This window comes from Xenorhabdus miraniensis, from assembly GCF_002632615.1.
In genome coordinates this window covers 1-18,215 of the sequence record NZ_NITZ01000019.1, presented here as the reverse complement: position 1 = coordinate 18,215, position 18,215 = coordinate 1, and the positions used below count along the sequence as shown (strand labels likewise).

Sequence of the window (18,215 nt, the reverse complement as noted above, 5' to 3'; positions counted from 1 at the left end):
GTTCGATGCTACTTCTCTCTACCTATATGAAGAGTCAACATGATGTTGGTATGTTTATATGAAAGCTAAACGAAGAGAAAATAAAAACGCAAGACAGCGATATTACTGCCTTGCGTTTCTTATTGAGTTGTCTGTGTCTGTTTTTCGATGATTCGATTATATCGTTTTATCTATACAGAATTAGAAACTCGCGTTGATACCTAAGCTAAAGTTATAGTTAGGATCTTGAGCATTGCCGTCATTACGGGCCACAGAAGCAAAACCACGCAGTTTACTGGTCAGGTTTGCATTCACGCCGACAGTATATTGACGCCAATTGGTGCTTTGTTTATCACTTTCCGTTACAAAAGAAGTTCTAGTGGAATTAATGGCACTACGCAGCTTATAGCTTGTATCACCAAATTGGTGGTTAAACTGGACAGAAGCGTAAGGATTGAAACGGCCTAAATTAGTATCAACTCGCCAGCCCAGTGTGCCAACCTTAGAAGTATAGTTTTGATCACTAAAGTGCATGGAAGTGCTATTGTTGCCGGATTCACGATAGCCGTCGACATCGCCTTTATCCCAAGCGTATTGGATAATTGGGCTGGTAGTCAGATAGTTGGTAACAGGAATATCCCAACCTGCGGTGATACGAGCTCCCCACTGTTTACCTGTGGTTGAACCTATTTCTCTGCGTGTGGCCTTGCCAAGCTGAATGGTACGGGTCAGGCTGTCATAATTGGTATGTGAATAATGGACATCACCACTTAACCAGCCATTACTATAATAGTTCCACAGCGCATAACCTGTAAAAACATGACCACGACCTCCGTAAGAGAAATCAGCAACTGGCGAGCGTTCTTCTTTATAGTTAGAGTACATTGCCCCCAAGAGCAGGTTATCTATCAACTGATAATCGCTACCTAGTGTAAAAGTTTTATCCCGGGTGCCAGTGAAGCCACCAAAGACACCAATTTTACCTTGAGGATTGCTGCCACTACGCAGTTGTTGCAGGTGACCGTCAAGGGAGGAAAGGGCGCTCTTAACTGGTGCACGGTTGACTTGATTTAGTGTCAATACCTGCGATGGTGATACATAAATGGATTCAAGATACTGACCCATTATCTTGTGCCCCAACGGTGTTGGGTGGAAATTATCAGAGAATAGAAACTCTAAGTCTTTTGTAAACCCCGGGTCATTGGAAGAACATTTATCAGCTTCCTTACCTTGTTCACAGGCATAACCTAACGTGTTTTGGATGCCATAAATCAGTGGGTTGGCGATCACTTCATTAAGCAATCCATTGATATCTGCACGCAGGATATTGCCATTTTTTTTGCTGATTTCTTTGTCTACTAAATCGTTATAGGTATCAGTGAGTTTTGAAGCATCTTTGCTGATTTTTTCATAGCGTTCTGTAAGTTCTTTTTCAATTGCTTCAGCGGAAGCCCCTGGAATTAATTTTGCACCTTTTTCTGCTAGCCCATGAAAAACATTTTTTAATGCAAGATCACGCGCTGCACCATTAGGAATTTCATGTTTATTAATTTCCGCATGAATGTCTTGTAAAATAAGGTTGACCATACCTTCGGGGATACCTTTGTCTTTCAATCCTGTTTTTATCATACTTTCTAGTAGCTTAGGTGTTGTTCCTACATCAGGAACGGTAGGCGCGATAATCAGCCCGGCACCTTTTTCGACCAGTTCATTGATTTGATTTGCTGCTGCGGTAGCGCTGGTATTAACAACGTTATAACCCTGACGAGGATCTTGCTGACCAACAGTCAGGGCGTAGGCAAGATCATTGCCACCTATCCAATGAATATATATGGTATTGGCGTCGGCTTGCTGATTATGAGCATTCAGGTAGGCTTCTACCTGTTGTTTTGTATTTTTCCCGCCTTTAATATATTCAAGAGCTGTCGCCCCACCCTGAGCATAGTTAGTGATATCCTTTATGCTTGTGAATTGAGCAAAATAGTCATAATATAACTTACTGGTTTTACCATCTGTGGTATATCTTGTTTTACCATCGGTCAAGCTATCACCCATCTCCACGATTTTGTCGTAAGCATTGGCAGTAGAAATGGCATTGATTGAAAGCGCTAACAGTGCAGGTGTAAATAAAAATGCCTTTTTCATTGGCACTCTCCTTAAAAGTAGTTTTTTTTATTGATCAGCATATCGCTTTTGAATGAAAAACATCCGGTGCTTTTTCTTTAATGAAACAGGAGATGCTGATGTATTGGATATTCAAAATAAATTTAAGGCAGACAGCTAACTGATTGATAATGACTGCCTTAAGGTTAAGTATGGTTCCCTGTTAACGATATTCCATATTGATCCGAATTTTTTATACACAATGTGATGCGAATACATTCAGTTTTTAAATATTTCCCTGAACATGGTCTAGTGAAAACATGGCCATTGGATTCAACAAAAAAAATCCATCACTGCTTAGTTTTCAATACCGACATCTAGTCGCATTAACAATATTTATTTTTTTAGTTTAGAAATAATATTTTTTCGGTGATATTAGCAAGTAAAAAACCGCTTTCATCAACCGCCCGACAGGTTAGCAGTAACTTTTCAGCGACACCAGTATTGTTAGAAGCTTTGGCAACTGGACGTACCAGATAACTGATTATATTTGCAGAAGATGATTCTTTTTATTGTTGATAAATTCCGCAAGAAAATGTTTTGAAAAGAGTTGATGGTAAAATGGTTAACTAATTGATATAGTTAATTGTTTTCAGAAAGTTAAAATTAATAATAGTTATTAGTTTATGATGAAAGTATTAATTAATAGTGTGTAAAATAAACAGAAAACCCCGCTACTGTGGATGCAGTAACGGGGTTTCTTAAGCAATGAGTTATTTAATCACTTGAATAAGTTAACGCTTAATTTCAACGCTGAACTTTAAACATTAGTGCTCAAACATAGCAGAGATTGACTCTTCATTGCTGATACGGCGAATAGCTTCAGCAAGCATGCCAGACAGTGTCAGAGTGCGCACTTTGTTCAACGCCTTGATCTCATCAGACAGAGGAATGGTGTCACAGACAACAAATTCATCGATCATGGAGTTCTTGATGTTTTCCACTGCATTACCGGAGAAAATAGGGTGGGTTGCATAAGCAAATACCCGCTTCGCCCCGCGCTCTTTCAATGCTTCTGCCGCTTTACACAGTGTGCCGCCTGTATCGATCATGTCATCAACCAGAACGCAATCACGGCCAGCAACATCGCCAATGATATGCATAACTTGAGAAACGTTTGCACGTGGGCGACGTTTATCAATGATAGCCATATCTGTGTCATTCAGCAGTTTGGCAATCGCACGGGCACGGACAACACCACCGATGTCTGGAGAGACAACGATAGGGTTTTCCAGATCTTTCTGGAGCATGTCTTCCAGAAGGATTGGACTGCCAAATACATTATCAACCGGGACATCAAAGAAGCCTTGGATCTGCTCGGCGTGCAGGTCAACAGTGAGAACACGGTCTACTCCAACGCTGGACAAAAAGTCCGCGACAACTTTGGCTGTGATAGGTACACGAGCTGAACGAACACGGCGATCCTGACGGGCATAACCGAAGTAAGGAATAACAGCGGTAATACGGCCAGCAGAAGCACGACGTAAGGCATCGACCATAACAACTAATTCCATCAGGTTGTCGTTGGTTGGTGCACAGGTAGACTGGATGATGAAAACATCACCACCGCGTACATTTTCATTGATTTGAACACTGACTTCACCGTCGCTAAAACGACCGACGGCAGCGTCTCCCAGGCTAGTGTACAGGCGGTTAGCAACACGTTGTGCTAGTTCAGGTGTAGCATTACCAGCAAAAAGCTTCATATCGGGCACGGGATAAACCTCAGGCTTGCGTCCAGAGAGATATTGTTGACCAATCAAACAAACATTGCTCATTGGTTCAATAACATGGTTATCCCAGAGCGGAATTTATGCAACGGAGAAATGTTAACGCCACGCGTAACAAAGCCCTGCATCCACTCTGGGGCTTGATTTAACACCCTACGGGCCGATGCTTCAGATTCGAACTCGCCGAAAACACATGCACCGGTTCCGGTCAGGCGTGACGGTGCGTATTCTAACAGCCATAAAAGAAGCTGTTCAACCTCACGAAAACGTTTTCTTGCGATTGGCTCACAATCATTTGCAAATGGTGCCTGTAATAATGCGGGTAGAGCACGAATCGGAGAATTTCTTTTTAATTCAGGATCTGTGAAGAGCGTCGGGGTTGAGATCTCAATCCCGGGGTGAGCAACCAGAAACCATTTTTCTTCCGGTGAGGCGGGTTGAAGTTTTTCTCCAATGCCTTCGGCAAAAGCGGCATGACCTTTGACAAAGACCGGAACATCTGCGCCAAGGCTAACCCCCAGTTGTGCCAGTTCATCATCGGACAAGTTAGCTTGCCAATGATAGTTCAGGGCGACTAATACCGTTGCGGCATTGGAAGAACCGCCACCCAATCCTCCGCCCATCGGCAGGCATTTATCAATGTGGATATCAGCCCCCAGATGTTCGGTGCCCATTTGGTGTGTTTTTAAATGATGCTGCAATAATCGGGCAGCCCGCACGATCAAATTATCATCATGGGCGACTCCTTCAACAGGGGTCAACAGGCGGATTTGATTATCCTGACGGGGGGTAATGGTGATTTCATCGCCATAATTTAAAAATTGGAACAGCGTTTGCAGTTCGTGGTAACCATCAGGGCGTTGTCCTGTGATATACAAAAATAAATTCAATTTTGCCGGGGAGGGCCAGGTTAAAGTCATTATTGTGTTGTCCAATTATCCATCTTTAGTTTTATGCGGTTTTTTCCTTGCGTAAGTTCCAGGCGATTAGGTAAGGCTGGGATCGTGGATGTATCATATCCCTGATAAGTTACCCGCCAAATTTCACCATTTTGTTGATCACTTACGGATTTAAGTAGGTAATTCGCATCCAGTTGAAAATCTTTGGCATTACCGGGCAAACCGATAATCCAATTTTTAAGGTTATCCAGAGGGATATTCATATTGGTAAGCTGGTAAATTAAGGATTCCGGGTCATCACTGAGATATTTTTTACCATTATTATCAGTGAGCTGAATCATATTGGGTTTGACAAATAATTCCAACTCAGTCGTACCCAATGGATTTAGCAGCAGTAATTTATAATTGTCATGTGAATATTGTTGCCAGAAAAAACGGGCATACACTTTTTTTTCATCTGCCAGATAAGCAAAAGAGCCCCGGGTCTGGTAATGCTCTAATTTTTGTAATTTTTGTTCGCGGGCATGCCATTGAGGGGTATCCGCTGATCCGGTGCCTGTGGGAGGTTGCGTGACTGTACAGGCAGTCAGTAAGGCAGCGGAGAGGGGAAGCAAGCGAAAAAACAAAGACATTTTCATAAGGTAACCCTTGGCAATAAGAGAGTCTGAAACTTGGAATCTATCGGGACATTTATTGGGTATAGGTATTGGGTATAAGTACGGGTATAGGGCATGCTATCCAAGTCTATAATCAAGAGGCTAATTTAGCGAAAATTTGGTAAGAATTCTCGAATAAATTATCGCATAACTGTCTGATTGACTTTTATTGCATTGACGCATCAAGTAAAATGCCCATCCAATGAGAGTCCTTATGAAGGGTGTGAGTTTATGAGAATAGTTATTAATATCATCATGAATTTGATCCCTGTGATAACTCAACGCAGTTAAAATGACTTTATTAGCACTTGGTATCAACCATAAAACAGCGCCTGTTTCTTTACGTGAGCGGGTAGCCTTTTCTCCTGACACGATAGGGCTTGCACTTGATGACTTGCTCCGGCAACCGCTGGTGCGGGGCGGTGTCGTGCTGTCAACCTGTAACCGGACAGAGCTTTATCTCAGCGTTGAACAGCAGGATAATTTTAAAGAGCAGTTAATTAATTGGCTATGCAGGTATCATCAGCTCAAGTCTGAAGACTTGAAATCAAGTCTCTATTGGCATTTGAATGATGAAGCTGTCAGTCATTTAATGCGAGTTGCAAGTGGCCTTGATTCCCTTGTATTGGGGGAACCTCAGATTTTGGGGCAGGTGAAGAAAGCCTTCGCTGAGTCGCAAAATTATCAGTCCCTATCAGGTGAGTTGGAACGCCTGTTCCAAAAATCTTTCTCAGTAGCTAAACGGGTCAGGACAGAAACAGAAATTGGTGCAAATGCCGTTTCTGTGGCGTTTGCCGCCTGTACACTTGCCCGGCAAATTTTCGAATCTCTTTCTCAACTGTCTATCCTGCTGGTGGGAGCAGGGGAAACGATTGAACTGGTAGCACGTCACCTTAAAGAACATGGGGTGCGTCACATGATGATTGCCAACCGTACGAAAGAACGGGCTCAGATGCTTGCCAGTGAAGTTAATGCCGAAGTTATTTCCCTGCCGGATATTGATGCTCGGTTGGCTGAAGCCGATATTGTGATCAGTTCCACCGCCAGCCCATTGCCGATTATTGGTAAGGGTATGGTTGAACGGGCGTTGAAATTACGTCGCAACCAGCCGATATTGCTGATTGATATCGCCGTTCCCCGTGATATTGAGCCGGATGTTGAAAAATTAAGTGACGTTTATCTGTACAGCGTTGATGACTTACAGGCCATCATTCAACAAAACCTTGCTCAGCGTAAAGCCGCCGCCATTGTTGCAGAAGGTATTGTGCAACAAGAAAGCAGCCACTTCATGGATTGGTTGCGTTCTCAGGGGGCAGTTAATACAATTCGCGAATACCGGGAACAAGCAGAGAAAATCAGGGCTGAAATGACGGCAAAAGCGCTGATGTCTATAAAACAGGGTGCTGATGCTGAACAGATCATTAACCAATTGACTCACCAATTGACGAATCGTCTGATTCATACACCAACTAAATCTCTCCAACAGGCTGCCAGTGATGGCGATTTGGAACGCCTGAATCTATTACGGGACAGCCTTGGGCTGGATCATAACTAACCCTATTCTAAATAAGGTCTGATATTACGAATGAAGCCTTCTATTGTCGCTAAATTGGAAGCATTACAAGAACGCCATGAAGAAGTTTTGGCTCATCTCGGCGATGCTGAGGTGATCGCTGATCAGGAGCGTTTTCGTGCATTATCAAAGGAATATGCTCAACTTACTGATGTGACTAACTGTTTTAAAGCCTGGAAAAGCGTTCAGGATGATATCGAAACAGCCGAGATGATGCTTGATGATCCCGAAATGCGGGAAATGGCGCAGGAAGAACTCAAAGACGCAAAAATTCGTAATGAAGAGTTAGAACAGCAATTACAGGTGCTGTTATTGCCTAAAGATCCGGATGATGAGCGCAATTGTTTTCTGGAAGTTCGTGCAGGAACCGGCGGGGATGAGGCTGCGATATTCGCCGGGGATTTATTCCGCATGTATAGTCGTTATGCAGAATCCCGCCGCTGGAAAGTAGAGATCATGAGCGCCAATGAGGGCGAACATGGTGGATACAAAGAAGTCATTGCCAAAGTTTCTGGTGAGCAAGTTTATGGTCACTTGAAATTTGAATCAGGTGGTCATCGTGTCCAGCGCGTACCAGAAACCGAATCTCAGGGACGTATCCATACGTCGGCCTGTACTGTGGCTATTTTGCCAGAAATTCCTGAAGCAGAATTACCGGAAATCAGTTCCGGTGATTTGAAAATTGATACTTTTCGTTCATCCGGGGCGGGTGGTCAGCACGTTAATACCACTGACTCTGCCATTCGAATTACCCACCTGCCAACCGGCATTGTCGTAGAATGTCAGGATGAGCGTTCCCAGCATAAAAACAAGGCAAAAGCGATGTCTGTGCTTGCTGCGCGCATCCGTGCTGCCGAAGCACAAAAACGTCAGGAAGCCGAGGCCTCTGAACGTCGCAATCTGCTTGGTTCCGGCGACCGTTCAGATCGCAACCGGACTTATAACTTCCCACAAGGGCGAGTTACCGATCACCGCATCAACCTAACGTTATACCGTCTTGAAGAAGTCATGGAAGGCAAACTGGATATGCTTATCCAGCCTATTATTACTGAATATCAGGCAGACCAACTATCTGCATTATCAGAGCAGGATTGATGAATTATCAATATTGGCTCCAGCATGCGGCCATGCAGTTGACCGAAAGTGACAGTCCTAAACGTGATGCGGAAATTTTATTGCAACATGTGACAGGGCGTTCCCGTACTTACTTAATTGCATTCAATGAAACGCCAATTTCGGCAGAAGAAGCTGACCAGCTTGAAGCCTTGCTGGCTCGCCGTATTCAGGGGGAGCCGGTCGCTTATATTGTGGGTGAACGTGAATTCTGGTCATTGCCTCTCTCTGTATCACCAGCGACCCTGATTCCTCGCCCTGACACGGAATGTCTGGTTGAGAAAGCATTGGAATTGTTGCCCGATTTACCCGCACAGATTTTGGATCTTGGGACAGGAACGGGGGCAATTGCCTTGGCTTTAGCCAGTGAGCGACATGATTGTCACGTAACAGGGGTCGATATTAACCCTGATGCAGTGGCATTGGCGAAACACAATGCTGAAAAAAATGCGGAAAACCTGTCTTTTCACAATGTGAATTTTTTACAAAGTGCGTGGTTTTCTGCGGTGGCAGGTCGACAATTTGATATGATTGTCAGTAATCCTCCGTATATTGATGAGCTTGATCCTCATCTGCGTGAAGGAGATGTCAGGTTTGAACCGGCCACTGCATTGATCGCGTCCCAAAATGGTATGGCAGATTTGCAGACAATTGTGGAGCAGGCTCGCCATTTCCTGTTATCAAACGGATGGCTGTTATTGGAACATGGCTGGAAACAGGGAATCGTTGTCAGAAACCTATTTTTGGAAAAAGGTTATCAGCAGATAGCAACTTTTCAGGATTATGGTGGTAACGAACGTATTACGGTAGGTCGATGGAATAAAAATGAAAACCATAGTTAATTATGAATTCAATAATGCTCCCCTGATTGACGGTATTATTCTGGTGACACAGGCCATTCGTCCTGATTTTCCTCAAAGGTTGGTGACTGAACAGTTAGCTGCATTGGTTGAAGAAGCCCGGCAGAAACTCTCTTCTATTACCGACACCAAAGTAAAATTGCAGTCACTGTTGACACTTTTTTACCGCGAATGGAAATTCGGCGGGGCAAATGGCGTGTATTGCTTGTCTGATACCCTGTGGTTGGATAGCGTACTGCATTCACGTCAGGGGGCACCTGTGGCATTGGGGACGGTATTTTTACACATTGCTCAGGCGCTGGATTTGCCGGTACAGCCTGTTATATTCCCGACACAGCTGATCTTACGGGCTGATTTAGTTGATGAGCCGGCATGGTTCATTAATCCCATGAATGGCGATACGCTCAACGAACATATACTTGATGTCTGGTTGAAAGGCAATATTGGGCCAACTATTCGTCTGGAAAAGAAAGACTTACAGGAAGCGGATAATATCAGCATTGTGCGTAAGGTCACTGACACCATCAAAGTTTCCCTGATGGAAGAGAAAAAGATGGAGTTAGCACTCAAGGCCAGCGAAATTGTGCTGATGTTTGACCCCGATGATCCATATGAAATCCGCGACCGGGGGCTTATCTATGCACAACTCGACTGCAATCACATTGCTGTTTCGGATTTGAGCTATTTTGTGGAGCACTGCCCTGAAGATCCTATCTCAGAAATGATAAAAATGCAGATTAACTCCATTGAGCAGAGGCTGATTGTTCTTCATTAATGTTTTTGTTTTTCATTAATGTTTTCATAAGGCGGGATTTCTCAGCGACCTGTTTATTTTTATAGATACAGCAAATTTATTTACCCTTAACAAGAGAAGGTATAAGCATGCAACAGAAAGTGGTTAATATTGGTGACATCAAGGTCGCAAATGATCTGCCTTTTGTACTCTTTGGTGGTATGAACGTCCTTGAATCACGGGATTTGGCCATGCGTATTTGTGAGCACTATGTGACTGTAACGCAAAAACTGGGCATTCCTTATGTTTTCAAAGCGTCTTTTGATAAGGCTAACCGTTCTTCTATCCACTCCTATCGTGGACCGGGTTTAGAAGAAGGGATGAAAATCTTTCAGGAACTGAAACAAACTTTCGGTGTGAAAATCATCACTGATGTACATGAACCTGCGCAAGCTCAGCCTGTTGCAGATGTCGTTGATGTTATTCAGCTTCCTGCTTTCCTTGCCCGTCAAACCGATCTGGTTGAAGCAATGGCGAAAACAGGGGCCGTTATTAACATCAAGAAACCTCAGTTTGTCAGTCCGGGACAGATGGGAAATATCGTTGAAAAATTTAAAGAAGGTGGCAACGATCAAATCATCCTGTGCGACCGTGGCAGTAACTTTGGTTATGACAATCTGGTGGTTGATATGCTGGGCTTTGGTGTCATGCAACAGGCTACTAATGGCTCACCTGTCATTTTCGACGTTACTCACTCATTGCAATGCCGTGATCCATTCGGGGCCGCTTCTGGCGGTCGTCGTGCGCAAGTGTCTGAACTGGCACGAGCCGGTATGGCAGTAGGAATTGCGGGATTGTTCCTTGAATCTCATCCTGATCCGGAAAATGCGAAATGTGATGGCCCGTCAGCACTGCCACTGGCAAAACTGGAACCATTCCTGATGCAGATGAAAGCGATTGATGATGTGGTGAAAAGTTTCCCGGAGCTGGATACCAGCAAGTAATTCCTGAATCCCTTGGGTTTCTTTGATAGTGCGGTTACAGGCAACTTACCCTGTAGCCGCTGATTTATTTGTTTTCCTGCTTGTGGCGCGCTTCACTTACAATACGACAAGTTACCTGAATGACATTCAGGGCACTAAGCCTGTTTCAAAGGCAAAATTGTCACTTTCTGATCTATGTTTCCCAGCCCTTGCACTGATGCGAATTTGTTGCTCAATATGCTGTACTACATAGGCAGCGTCCTGATCGATCCCCATAAAACGCCCGGAACCCCATGTATATAACCACGGCAAACCAATAAACGTGACATCCGGATCAATGGTGATTCCACGGTCATGGTTTGGGTAACCACTGGCTTGAAAAATATCTAAATCAATCCATGAATAATCTGGTTTAAAACCGATACACCAAATTACTGAAGTAATATTTTCTTTTGCTAAATCAATGTGTGTGATTTCCTGCTCAGGATGCCAAACAGGCTGATATACTGATGCTGGCTCGTCGGTTGTAATATTGTTTTTATCCAAATATTCATCAATTGAGGCATTAATACGATTATAAGTGGCATCGGCGCGGTCCAGGTTTTCTGATAAATCGGCTCTAAACCAGAGTTGACCCTCTTTAAAATCATCGAAACGACCGAACAATTGCATCCCCTCTAAGGCAAATTGGCGCAGGTCAATATCACGCCCGCCATCACGCCCCGTGACATAGTGGTTGGTACTGTTACGTACTTCTTCACTATAACGATGCTCTTTGACGGTAGTTTCGTAATAACCCATATCAAACAACCATTTCACTACATCTTTGCCGCGATAAAATCGGGCGCAACGCGGCGCATCACCTGTCGATAAGTAAACTTTTTTGCCTGCCAAATGTAAATCTTCGGCAATCTGTGCGCCGGATTGCCCGGACCCGACTACTAACACTGCACCCTCAGGTAGTTGATTTACATTTAAATATTCTTCTGAATGTATCGATTTTATATGGTTAGGTAAGGTATCGCTGAGTTTTGGATAAATCGGAGTGTGATACCCACCTGCCGCGACAACGAGATGTTTGGCTGTAGTTGTGCCGTGATTAGTTTCAATGACAAGCTTTTGTTCTGCCACTTTTTTTACATGTTCTGCCTGAATATTTAAAATGGCAGGAGGGTTTGTTTTTTCAATAAATTCATTGAGATATTCCACAATTTCATGCTTCTTCATAAAGCCGTCAGGATCTTGCCCCTGATAAGGGTGTTCTGGCAATAGACACTGCCAGTTAGGTGTTACCAGGGTAAAATTATCCCAACGTTTACGACGCCAGCTATGGGTTAACTCGGATTCTTTTTCCAGTATTACATGGTCAATGCCTGCCTTTTGCAAATAGTGACTAATACATAAGCCTGCCTGACCACCACCAACAATGACCACATCATAATTTGGCTGCAATATTTGATTTTGAGTATTTAACATGGAACATCCTTCTCATTTATTCGTCATTTCAATGACTTCAATTTGATTTTCCGGATTTAGACCGAAGAGTCTGGCTTGGGACTGGATCATCGCCAGATTGTCCATGGCCGAACTACAAGTAAAGCCATAACGTGCACGTACTCTTTCCGATGCCGCATACAGGCCATTTTCAACTTGGTGTAAAAACTGCGTACTTGAGTAACGCTGACCAATGGATAGATATTCATAAATCACCGTTGAAGGTGAGTAATATTGGATCTGTTTTCCATCAGGCCACTTCACAGTAAAATTGACGCTGGGCATAACATAGGCTCCTACCGATGACTCTTAGTCTCAGTTTGTATGGGTTTGCTCTATAATTTTTTTAAAGCGAGTTTTTTCAGAAGGTTGGCGTAGCAAAAGCCGGTAAATATCTGGTGGTTAAAATCCCAAAATATGCTGCTTTGTTCCTGCTGTTGCACCGTCACTACACCACTGATATTGGTTTCACCAATCGCCTTGCAGACAATCCCCTGACTGTGAAACAGCCTGATGATTTCTTCACATTGGTTTGCATCAGCAGTGAGTAAAAAACCAAAACTGGGGAAAATTTGCAGCCATTTAAACCATTCCACATCATCAGGTTTAGGGATCGCATCTAAGTTGATATGTGCCCCTGATGCTGTAGCTTCAAGCAGCATCAACAAACTACCTAAGATGCCGGCATTGCTAATATCACGGGCGGCATAAGCCAAGTTTTCCTCTGCCAGTTGCGGCAGCAAAGCAATTTGTGACTGTAAAATGCGGCCAGATACCTGCTCAAAGCATTTCCAGTAAGTGGTATCGGGGTGGAATTGCCCTTGTAAATTTAAAGCAATCAGAATTTTTTGTTGGGGCCTAACATGTAACACTGAGAGTAGTTTTCGTGCTATGCCCTGAATCGCCACAGATAAAGCGGGCTGATAATCTGATCCAAGATGAGTGTGCCCGCCGACCAAGAGCACACCATAAGCACGGCAAGCATCCTGTATGCCTTGCATTAACTGCTGGGCAGATTCATTACTGGTATGCCACAGACTGTTCACTACTGACAAGGCCCGACCGCCCATTGCTGCAATATCACTAATATTCGCCATGACGGCTGACCATCCTGCAAAATAAGGATAATGGGTCACAAAACTCGGTAACATACCTTCACAGGCATGCAATATATATTGACCGTTTAACGACAATGCCGCTGTGTCATCTCCGGGGCAGGGGTATAAGCTATCCAATGAATCCACATAACAAGTTATATTGTCTGAAGCCATACTGTTTGAAGCTATATTTCCTGAAACTATATTAGTTGAAACACAGTGAGCAATCGCCCGCTTGGACTGCATTGCGGGTGTGTGTTTTAGCTTTTCGAGTAATTGATTGAGCTCCATCAGCACACCTCCTTCTGTATATTCTTCTGTATACAGACTTGCATCGGGATATGTTGTAACGGATAGTTTTCAATCTGCGCCTGCATCAGTACATGTGGAATATGGGCAATGGTCAATTGACGCAAACTATCCCAATGCAACCTTTGGAAATAGCGTTCATTCTGACTTTGCACAGTGGCCAAGAAAGTACGGCATCCTAAGTTCTTGGCAGTTGATACTGCGGCATTGATTAATGCTTTACCGATGGTATGGTGACGTCGGTATAAAGGGTCCACGCATAACCGCCCGCCATACCATGTTTGTTCTCCATCAGGGAAGATCCGCACGGCACCAATCACACGTTTATGTCCACCAGACATTTTCCCGATGGCAATAATGCCTAATGCTTTAAAATCGTGTTCATCACGATCTTCTTTTAAGATTTTCTGTTCATCGCGAAAAGTTGCTTCACGTAAACGATAATATTGGTGAAGCTCCCAATCTTCCGACACGGTCTTGATAATAATGTTATCGCCAAGAGATTTTTTCATCCCTGCATTTAGCTGAAGAAGCCAGGAATAGCGAAGTTCCATACTTCATTCCCCTTATTCATATGCTTTCAGCGAAGAGCAGGCGCCACATTTGGCACAGCCTGCTTGAGTATTTTCCGAGTTCAAACCATGTCGTTTGAGTTGTTGCCCGATTTTCGGATAAAGCGACCGCATAAAAGCCGGATCAGGTTTAGGATGATGTTCCAATGGCGTTCCTTGAATCGGCACAAAGGGTACGACAAAGGGATACACTCCAATTTTCGTGAGTCTGGCGCTCATCTCTACGATTTCTAATTCGGTGTCACCCAAACCTGCCAAAATGTAGGTACTGACCTGTCCCCGGCCGAATACAGCAACGGCTGCTTCAAATGCGGCAAAATATTTTTCCAATGAGACTTCGGCCTTGCCGGGCATAATCTTCTGCCGTACACGTTCGTTTACTGCTTCAAGGTGCATCCCGATTGACACAGCGCCTGCGTCCTTTAAACGCTGAAACCATGCAAAATCATCGGGAGGTTCACACTGTACCTGTATTGGTAAATCGACTTGTGCCTTAATGGCTTTAACCGAGTCATATAAAATTTTGGCTCCACGATCTGCCGTATTTGGTGTGCCCGTGGTGATCACCATTTGCCTGATACCATCCAGCTCAACGGCTGCTTTGGCGACTTCTGCCAACTGTTTCGGGTGCTTACGAATCAACGTCTTCCCATTTTTTATAGATTGATCAATTGAACAGAATTGGCATGCCGTTGCCTTGTCATTCATCCGAATGCAATGCTGTAACACCGTCGTTGCCAACACATCATGGCTATGTAAGGTTGCAATTTGCTCATAGGCAATACCTTCGGCCGTTTTTAAATCATAAAAACGTGGTCGTGCTGGGGCAGTTAAAGTTGCTACAGGGATTCGGTTTTTAAAAATGGTCACCTTGTCAGAGTTCGGTTCAGACTTTGCGGTGTAGGGTGAATCTTGGGCCACAAGGTTCCGTACCGGGATCATCATAGTCTGCCCGTTAAGGCTCAGTGCCTTATGATCGCTTGGCCCTGCGCCACCTTTGCGGGATAAGCCAAACTCGCCTTCCCATTTCAGGCCATGACATTGCAAATCGGTCAATAATTGTATTGTAGACATCCTGATTCCCTATTATTGGTGTTCAATCAATGCGGTTCAGATATGTGCATCATTAAGTTTTGAGCGTTTTCGAGATGGCTTTGCTCTGATGTTTCAACTTTCAGTTCGTGCAATACACGTGTTGGACGACGATCGATCAATAAGCTGAATAATTCGGGGCGGCTGTAATGTCCAACCGAATCCATCATGCGTTTACGTTTATCAATCAGGCTGAAATCCAGATCGGCAATGCAATAACCTTCACCTTGCGTGAGCGGCTCAGCTAAAAACTTGCCTTCGGGGGAAACAATGGCGGTAAAACATCCTCCTGAAATCGGCGCGATGTTACAGCCGGTATCTTGCATAATTTGCTGTTGCTGTTCGGGGTGCAGCCATGCGGTGGCGTTGACCACAAAACAACCAGACTCCAGAGCATGGTGTTGAATGGTTGCGCTGATTTGATCGGCAAACACTTGTCCTACCAACGAACCAGGAAACATGGCAGCATGAATTTGCTCACCATCTGCCATCAAGGCAAAACGAGCCAATGGGTTGTAATGTTCCCAACATGCCAGCGAACCAATACGTCCCACTGAAGAATCGATGGCACGCAGACCGCTGCCATCACCTTGCCCCCATACCATTCGTTCGTGGTAAGTTGGGGTAATTTTGCGGCGATGCTGAATAATTGAACCATCAGCATCGAATAACAGTTGTGCGTTATAAATCGTACCGCCTGAACGTTCATTAATGCCGATCGACACTACCATGTTGGCCTCAAGACAGGCCTGACCAATTGCTGAGGTTGCCTCGGAAGGTACAACCACGGATTCATTCAACAGTTTTAAATGTTCTTTACCCATGGCAAGTGGGGGTTGGACAAAGGAAAAATAAGGGTAATAAGGCACAACGGTCTCAGGAAAAACAGCAAACTGCACTCCTTGTTTTCCAAGCTCTAAAATAATGTCACAGATTTTTTTTACGGTTGCGGATTGGCTATAAAGTACCGGACTGCATTGCACTGCGGCGGCTTTAATGATTCTGTTCATGTCTTATTTCCCTTATAGTTAAGACTGACTTAAACTGTCCAGGTATCAATGACTAAGGCATTGTCACGACGCATCAGCAGTTTCAAATCCATCACATCCAATGGATTAATCGGGCGAATTCCCGGTATAAGCGCTTTTTCGGTTTGGCCATACATCGATTGCAACGCAAAACGACAGGCATAGACTTCACCCCCTTCTTCCATAAAGGCTTTCAATTGATTATTGACGGCTAAATGACCCGGAAAAGCTTCCGCGCCTAAAGTTGGAAAGCCGCGTTGTACACCTAACTGCACACCTGGGCCATAAAGCAAGATTTTGGTTTCAAAACCTTTGCGTAATAGGCGCTTTGCCTGAAATACATTGATCAGGCCAATTGATCCTTCAAACGCAACGGTATGGAAAGTCACTAATGCTTTTTCTCCCGGCAGGGCTTTGACGTCCTCAAATACTTTTTCTTCATAATCAACAAGAAAATCGCCATCTTTATATTGTTCGATATCTACTTTTGGCATAACCGCTCCTAATTCAATGTTATTTTGGAATGAATCAACATGTATGCTTTCTGTGTTATTGCGAAAGTTGTGCCAAGTTATATTGGGGGGAGGGGAGTTATCTTTATCTGATTGAAAAAACAGGGTTTAATTTTTATTAAAATATTTATATGAAGTGTAGCGCGCCGCGTGAATTGAAAAAATGTGCCATTTAAAGCGAGAAAAATTAGCTAGTGTCATATTTTATCAAAATACGCGGCTTATTTAGGTTATTTTATGCTCAACCAATGATAGTGTTTTACTCTTTTCTTCTCATATCCCCATGGGTACGTATTTTGAGCATAAATTGAACTAAATTAGTGCCTAATTGTTACTCTATAACACCTAATCTACCACTTTCGCTAGGCTTGTGTAGCGACATAGGCGTTTCTATAAATCGTTGGTTTGTCGGGGACAGTGGAACAGGCGAAAAATGCAGTCCCCAATAACCGTCGAATTAACGGGCGGCCGCTAACAGGTGACGTGAATTTGACTGCACAGGATGTTGGAGCGTTGACCGTGAGCGATTACGGGGTGGGGTCTAGCGGTCTGGATGGCAGCTCACTCATGGCAAACATGAAAAATGTTGGATATGCAACGGGTTTTTATTCGTCCACATCTACGACATCAAATCGGTTGGGAGGGCCCGGTTCCATCATCAAAACGAGCTATAACCTCAACAATCAACAAATGATCGTATTGTCAAATCATAGCCCGACCATTATGGCTGTACGGCGAATGGTAGATGGATATTTATGGGCAGACTACATAGTCATGACCTCTAATATGTGGACGGTTGTTGATGGAACGTACAAACAGTCCTCGCCCATCATCAAAATCTGGAATGACGGCACATTTACCACCAACGACGAATCAGAGGGTGCCACTGTTGAACGCCTGTCTGAGGGTGTTTATCTCATTAAAAATGTGTTGGGATTCAATGCTGATGCAGCGTGGGGCGGAGTCGATGGCGGGGTTGAAATACCGCTGTGTAAGAACAAGTTGCCGCTGATTTGGGTCGATTACAAAGTGCTGTCGGACGGCACCATCAAACTAATGACCTACCACAGAGAGCACGCTAACGCTCCAGCATTCGCCAAAAATGTCCGTGAGGGTTACGCAGACGGGGATTTGATTGATATCCCTCATGGCAGGTCTGTTTCTGTCCGCGTCCAGATGCCAGAAGATTCTATCTGGAATCAACGGCAGGGAAAATTAACTAAATCAGAGTAGCAATCAAGGGGCGTTGCGCCCCTATTTCTATTTCGGCGGCTCCGGCCATTCAATATCAGGTGCAGTAGTGCAATCTACCCGATTGAGCAGCACCCGATATTTACGCCATGCGGTTAGTGCAGATTGTTCGGCATCGGTGGCGATATCCAAATCAACGGCGTCCTGTAATGGTGCAATAGCATGCATCGC

18 protein-coding genes are annotated in these 18,215 nt (G+C 44.2%); 6 read left to right on the top strand and 12 right to left on the bottom strand.

The window, feature by feature from the left end:
• Window positions 1–180: 180 nt before the first annotated feature.
• The 4 genes from Xmir_RS16295 to lolB all read right to left on the bottom strand — a co-directional run bounded on the left by Xmir_RS16295 (window position 181) and on the right by lolB (window position 5,403).
• Window positions 181–2,124, bottom strand: a complete 1,944-nt coding sequence (locus tag Xmir_RS16295) for an autotransporter outer membrane beta-barrel domain-containing protein (RefSeq protein WP_099115238.1) — start codon at window positions 2,122–2,124, stop codon at window positions 181–183.
• A gap of 785 nt (window positions 2,125–2,909) precedes the next feature.
• Entirely contained in the window at window positions 2,910–3,857 is a 948-nt protein-coding gene (gene prs, locus Xmir_RS16290) for a ribose-phosphate diphosphokinase (protein ID WP_145956918.1), read from the bottom strand.
• Between the two features lie 59 nt (window positions 3,858–3,916).
• Window positions 3,917–4,792 carry a 4-(cytidine 5'-diphospho)-2-C-methyl-D-erythritol kinase gene (ispE, locus tag Xmir_RS16285; protein WP_099115236.1) on the bottom strand — a complete coding sequence of 292 codons (876 nt, stop codon included), beginning with the start codon at window positions 4,790–4,792 and terminating at the stop codon, window positions 3,917–3,919.
• Window positions 4,792–5,403, bottom strand: a complete 612-nt coding sequence (gene lolB / locus Xmir_RS16280) for a lipoprotein insertase outer membrane protein LolB (RefSeq protein WP_208620452.1) — start codon at window positions 5,401–5,403, stop codon at window positions 4,792–4,794. The genes ispE and lolB overlap by 1 nt, the downstream gene beginning before the upstream one ends.
• 316 nt (window positions 5,404–5,719) lie before the next feature.
• Here lolB and hemA point away from each other — a divergent pair, with 316 nt between their 5' ends.
• The 5 genes from hemA to kdsA all read left to right on the top strand — a co-directional run bounded on the left by hemA (window position 5,720) and on the right by kdsA (window position 10,710).
• A complete protein-coding gene (gene hemA / locus Xmir_RS16275; protein WP_099115234.1) occupies window positions 5,720–6,982 on the top strand; it encodes a glutamyl-tRNA reductase in 1,263 nt (420 codons plus the stop codon).
• 30 nt (window positions 6,983–7,012) lie between these two features.
• Complete coding sequence (prfA, locus tag Xmir_RS16270; RefSeq protein ID WP_099115233.1) at window positions 7,013–8,095, top strand: peptide chain release factor 1; 1,083 nt, start codon at window positions 7,013–7,015, stop codon at window positions 8,093–8,095.
• A complete protein-coding gene (gene prmC, locus Xmir_RS16265) occupies window positions 8,095–8,955 on the top strand; it encodes a peptide chain release factor N(5)-glutamine methyltransferase (RefSeq protein WP_099115232.1) in 861 nt (286 codons plus the stop codon). The genes prfA and prmC overlap by 1 nt, the downstream gene beginning before the upstream one ends.
• On the top strand, window positions 8,939–9,748 hold the full coding sequence (sirB1, locus tag Xmir_RS16260; RefSeq protein WP_099115231.1) for an invasion regulator SirB1: 810 nt from the start codon (window positions 8,939–8,941) through the stop codon (window positions 9,746–9,748). Before prmC ends, sirB1 begins: the two co-directional genes overlap by 17 nt.
• Before the next feature lie 107 nt (window positions 9,749–9,855).
• Window positions 9,856–10,710: a 3-deoxy-8-phosphooctulonate synthase gene (kdsA, locus tag Xmir_RS16255; RefSeq protein ID WP_099115230.1), complete on the top strand. Its 855-nt coding sequence runs from the start codon at window positions 9,856–9,858 to the stop codon at window positions 10,708–10,710.
• 126 nt (window positions 10,711–10,836) lie between these two features.
• On the opposite strand, the gene Xmir_RS16250 is transcribed toward kdsA, so the two are convergent.
• From Xmir_RS16250 to Xmir_RS16220, 7 genes are read right to left on the bottom strand one after another with little or no spacing between them, the layout of a single operon-like run.
• Entirely contained in the window at window positions 10,837–12,165 is a 1,329-nt protein-coding gene (locus Xmir_RS16250; RefSeq protein ID WP_099115229.1) for an MSMEG_0569 family flavin-dependent oxidoreductase, read from the bottom strand.
• Window positions 12,166–12,177: 12 nt separating this feature from the next.
• Entirely contained in the window at window positions 12,178–12,468 is a 291-nt protein-coding gene (locus Xmir_RS16245; RefSeq protein WP_099115228.1) for an MSMEG_0570 family nitrogen starvation response protein, read from the bottom strand.
• 50 nt (window positions 12,469–12,518) lie between these two features.
• Window positions 12,519–13,571 carry a sll0787 family AIR synthase-like protein gene (locus tag Xmir_RS16240; RefSeq protein WP_208620449.1) on the bottom strand — a complete coding sequence of 351 codons (1,053 nt, stop codon included), beginning with the start codon at window positions 13,569–13,571 and terminating at the stop codon, window positions 12,519–12,521.
• The gene (locus tag Xmir_RS16235) at window positions 13,571–14,143 is read right to left on the bottom strand and encodes an MSMEG_0567/Sll0786 family nitrogen starvation N-acetyltransferase (protein ID WP_099115227.1); all 573 of its coding nucleotides are present in this window, start codon (window positions 14,141–14,143) and stop codon (window positions 13,571–13,573) included. Before Xmir_RS16235 ends, Xmir_RS16240 begins: the two co-directional genes overlap by 1 nt.
• A gap of 12 nt (window positions 14,144–14,155) precedes the next feature.
• Window positions 14,156–15,235: an MSMEG_0568 family radical SAM protein gene (locus Xmir_RS16230; protein WP_099115226.1), complete on the bottom strand. Its 1,080-nt coding sequence runs from the start codon at window positions 15,233–15,235 to the stop codon at window positions 14,156–14,158.
• Window positions 15,236–15,261: 26 nt separating this feature from the next.
• On the bottom strand, window positions 15,262–16,263 hold the full coding sequence (locus tag Xmir_RS16225; protein WP_099115225.1) for a Nit6803 family nitrilase: 1,002 nt from the start codon (window positions 16,261–16,263) through the stop codon (window positions 15,262–15,264).
• Window positions 16,264–16,292: 29 nt separating this feature from the next.
• Window positions 16,293–16,775: an MSMEG_0572/Sll0783 family nitrogen starvation response protein gene (locus tag Xmir_RS16220; protein ID WP_099115224.1), complete on the bottom strand. Its 483-nt coding sequence runs from the start codon at window positions 16,773–16,775 to the stop codon at window positions 16,293–16,295.
• Between the two features lie 435 nt (window positions 16,776–17,210).
• Here Xmir_RS16220 and Xmir_RS16215 point away from each other — a divergent pair, with 435 nt between their 5' ends.
• Window positions 17,211–18,026 (top strand): phage tail fiber protein, encoded by an 816-nt coding sequence (locus tag Xmir_RS16215; protein ID WP_099115223.1) that lies wholly within the window; start codon window positions 17,211–17,213, stop codon window positions 18,024–18,026.
• Window positions 18,027–18,053: 27 nt separating this feature from the next.
• Here Xmir_RS16215 and Xmir_RS16210 read toward each other — a convergent pair.
• Window positions 18,054–18,215 (bottom strand): tail fiber assembly protein (locus tag Xmir_RS16210; RefSeq protein ID WP_208620451.1); only part of this gene is annotated, 162 nt, incomplete at its 5' end.

What these genes read in the sequence shown, in the direction of transcription:
- Xmir_RS16225 (WP_099115225.1), bottom strand. Translation starts at nt 16,263, where the DNA reads ATGAACAGAATCATTAAAGCCGCCGCAGTGCAATGCAGTCCGGTACTT.
- Xmir_RS16230 (WP_099115226.1), bottom strand. Translation starts at nt 15,235, where the DNA reads ATGTCTACAATACAATTATTGACCGATTTGCAATGTCATGGCCTGAAA.
- prmC (WP_099115232.1), top strand. Translation starts at nt 8,095, where the DNA reads ATGAATTATCAATATTGGCTCCAGCATGCGGCCATGCAGTTGACCGAA.
- kdsA (WP_099115230.1), top strand. Translation starts at nt 9,856, where the DNA reads ATGCAACAGAAAGTGGTTAATATTGGTGACATCAAGGTCGCAAATGAT.
- hemA (WP_099115234.1), top strand. Translation starts at nt 5,720, where the DNA reads ATGACTTTATTAGCACTTGGTATCAACCATAAAACAGCGCCTGTTTCT.
- Xmir_RS16245 (WP_099115228.1), bottom strand. Translation starts at nt 12,468, where the DNA reads ATGCCCAGCGTCAATTTTACTGTGAAGTGGCCTGATGGAAAACAGATC.
- lolB (WP_208620452.1), bottom strand. Translation starts at nt 5,403, where the DNA reads ATGTCTTTGTTTTTTCGCTTGCTTCCCCTCTCCGCTGCCTTACTGACT.
- Xmir_RS16295 (WP_099115238.1), bottom strand. Translation starts at nt 2,124, where the DNA reads ATGAAAAAGGCATTTTTATTTACACCTGCACTGTTAGCGCTTTCAATC.
- Xmir_RS16240 (WP_208620449.1), bottom strand. Translation starts at nt 13,571, where the DNA reads ATGGAGCTCAATCAATTACTCGAAAAGCTAAAACACACACCCGCAATG.
- ispE (WP_099115236.1), bottom strand. Translation starts at nt 4,792, where the DNA reads ATGACTTTAACCTGGCCCTCCCCGGCAAAATTGAATTTATTTTTGTAT.
- prfA (WP_099115233.1), top strand. Translation starts at nt 7,013, where the DNA reads ATGAAGCCTTCTATTGTCGCTAAATTGGAAGCATTACAAGAACGCCAT.
- Xmir_RS16220 (WP_099115224.1), bottom strand. Translation starts at nt 16,775, where the DNA reads ATGCCAAAAGTAGATATCGAACAATATAAAGATGGCGATTTTCTTGTT.
- Xmir_RS16235 (WP_099115227.1), bottom strand. Translation starts at nt 14,143, where the DNA reads ATGGAACTTCGCTATTCCTGGCTTCTTCAGCTAAATGCAGGGATGAAA.
- sirB1 (WP_099115231.1), top strand. Translation starts at nt 8,939, where the DNA reads ATGAAAACCATAGTTAATTATGAATTCAATAATGCTCCCCTGATTGAC.
- Xmir_RS16250 (WP_099115229.1), bottom strand. Translation starts at nt 12,165, where the DNA reads ATGTTAAATACTCAAAATCAAATATTGCAGCCAAATTATGATGTGGTC.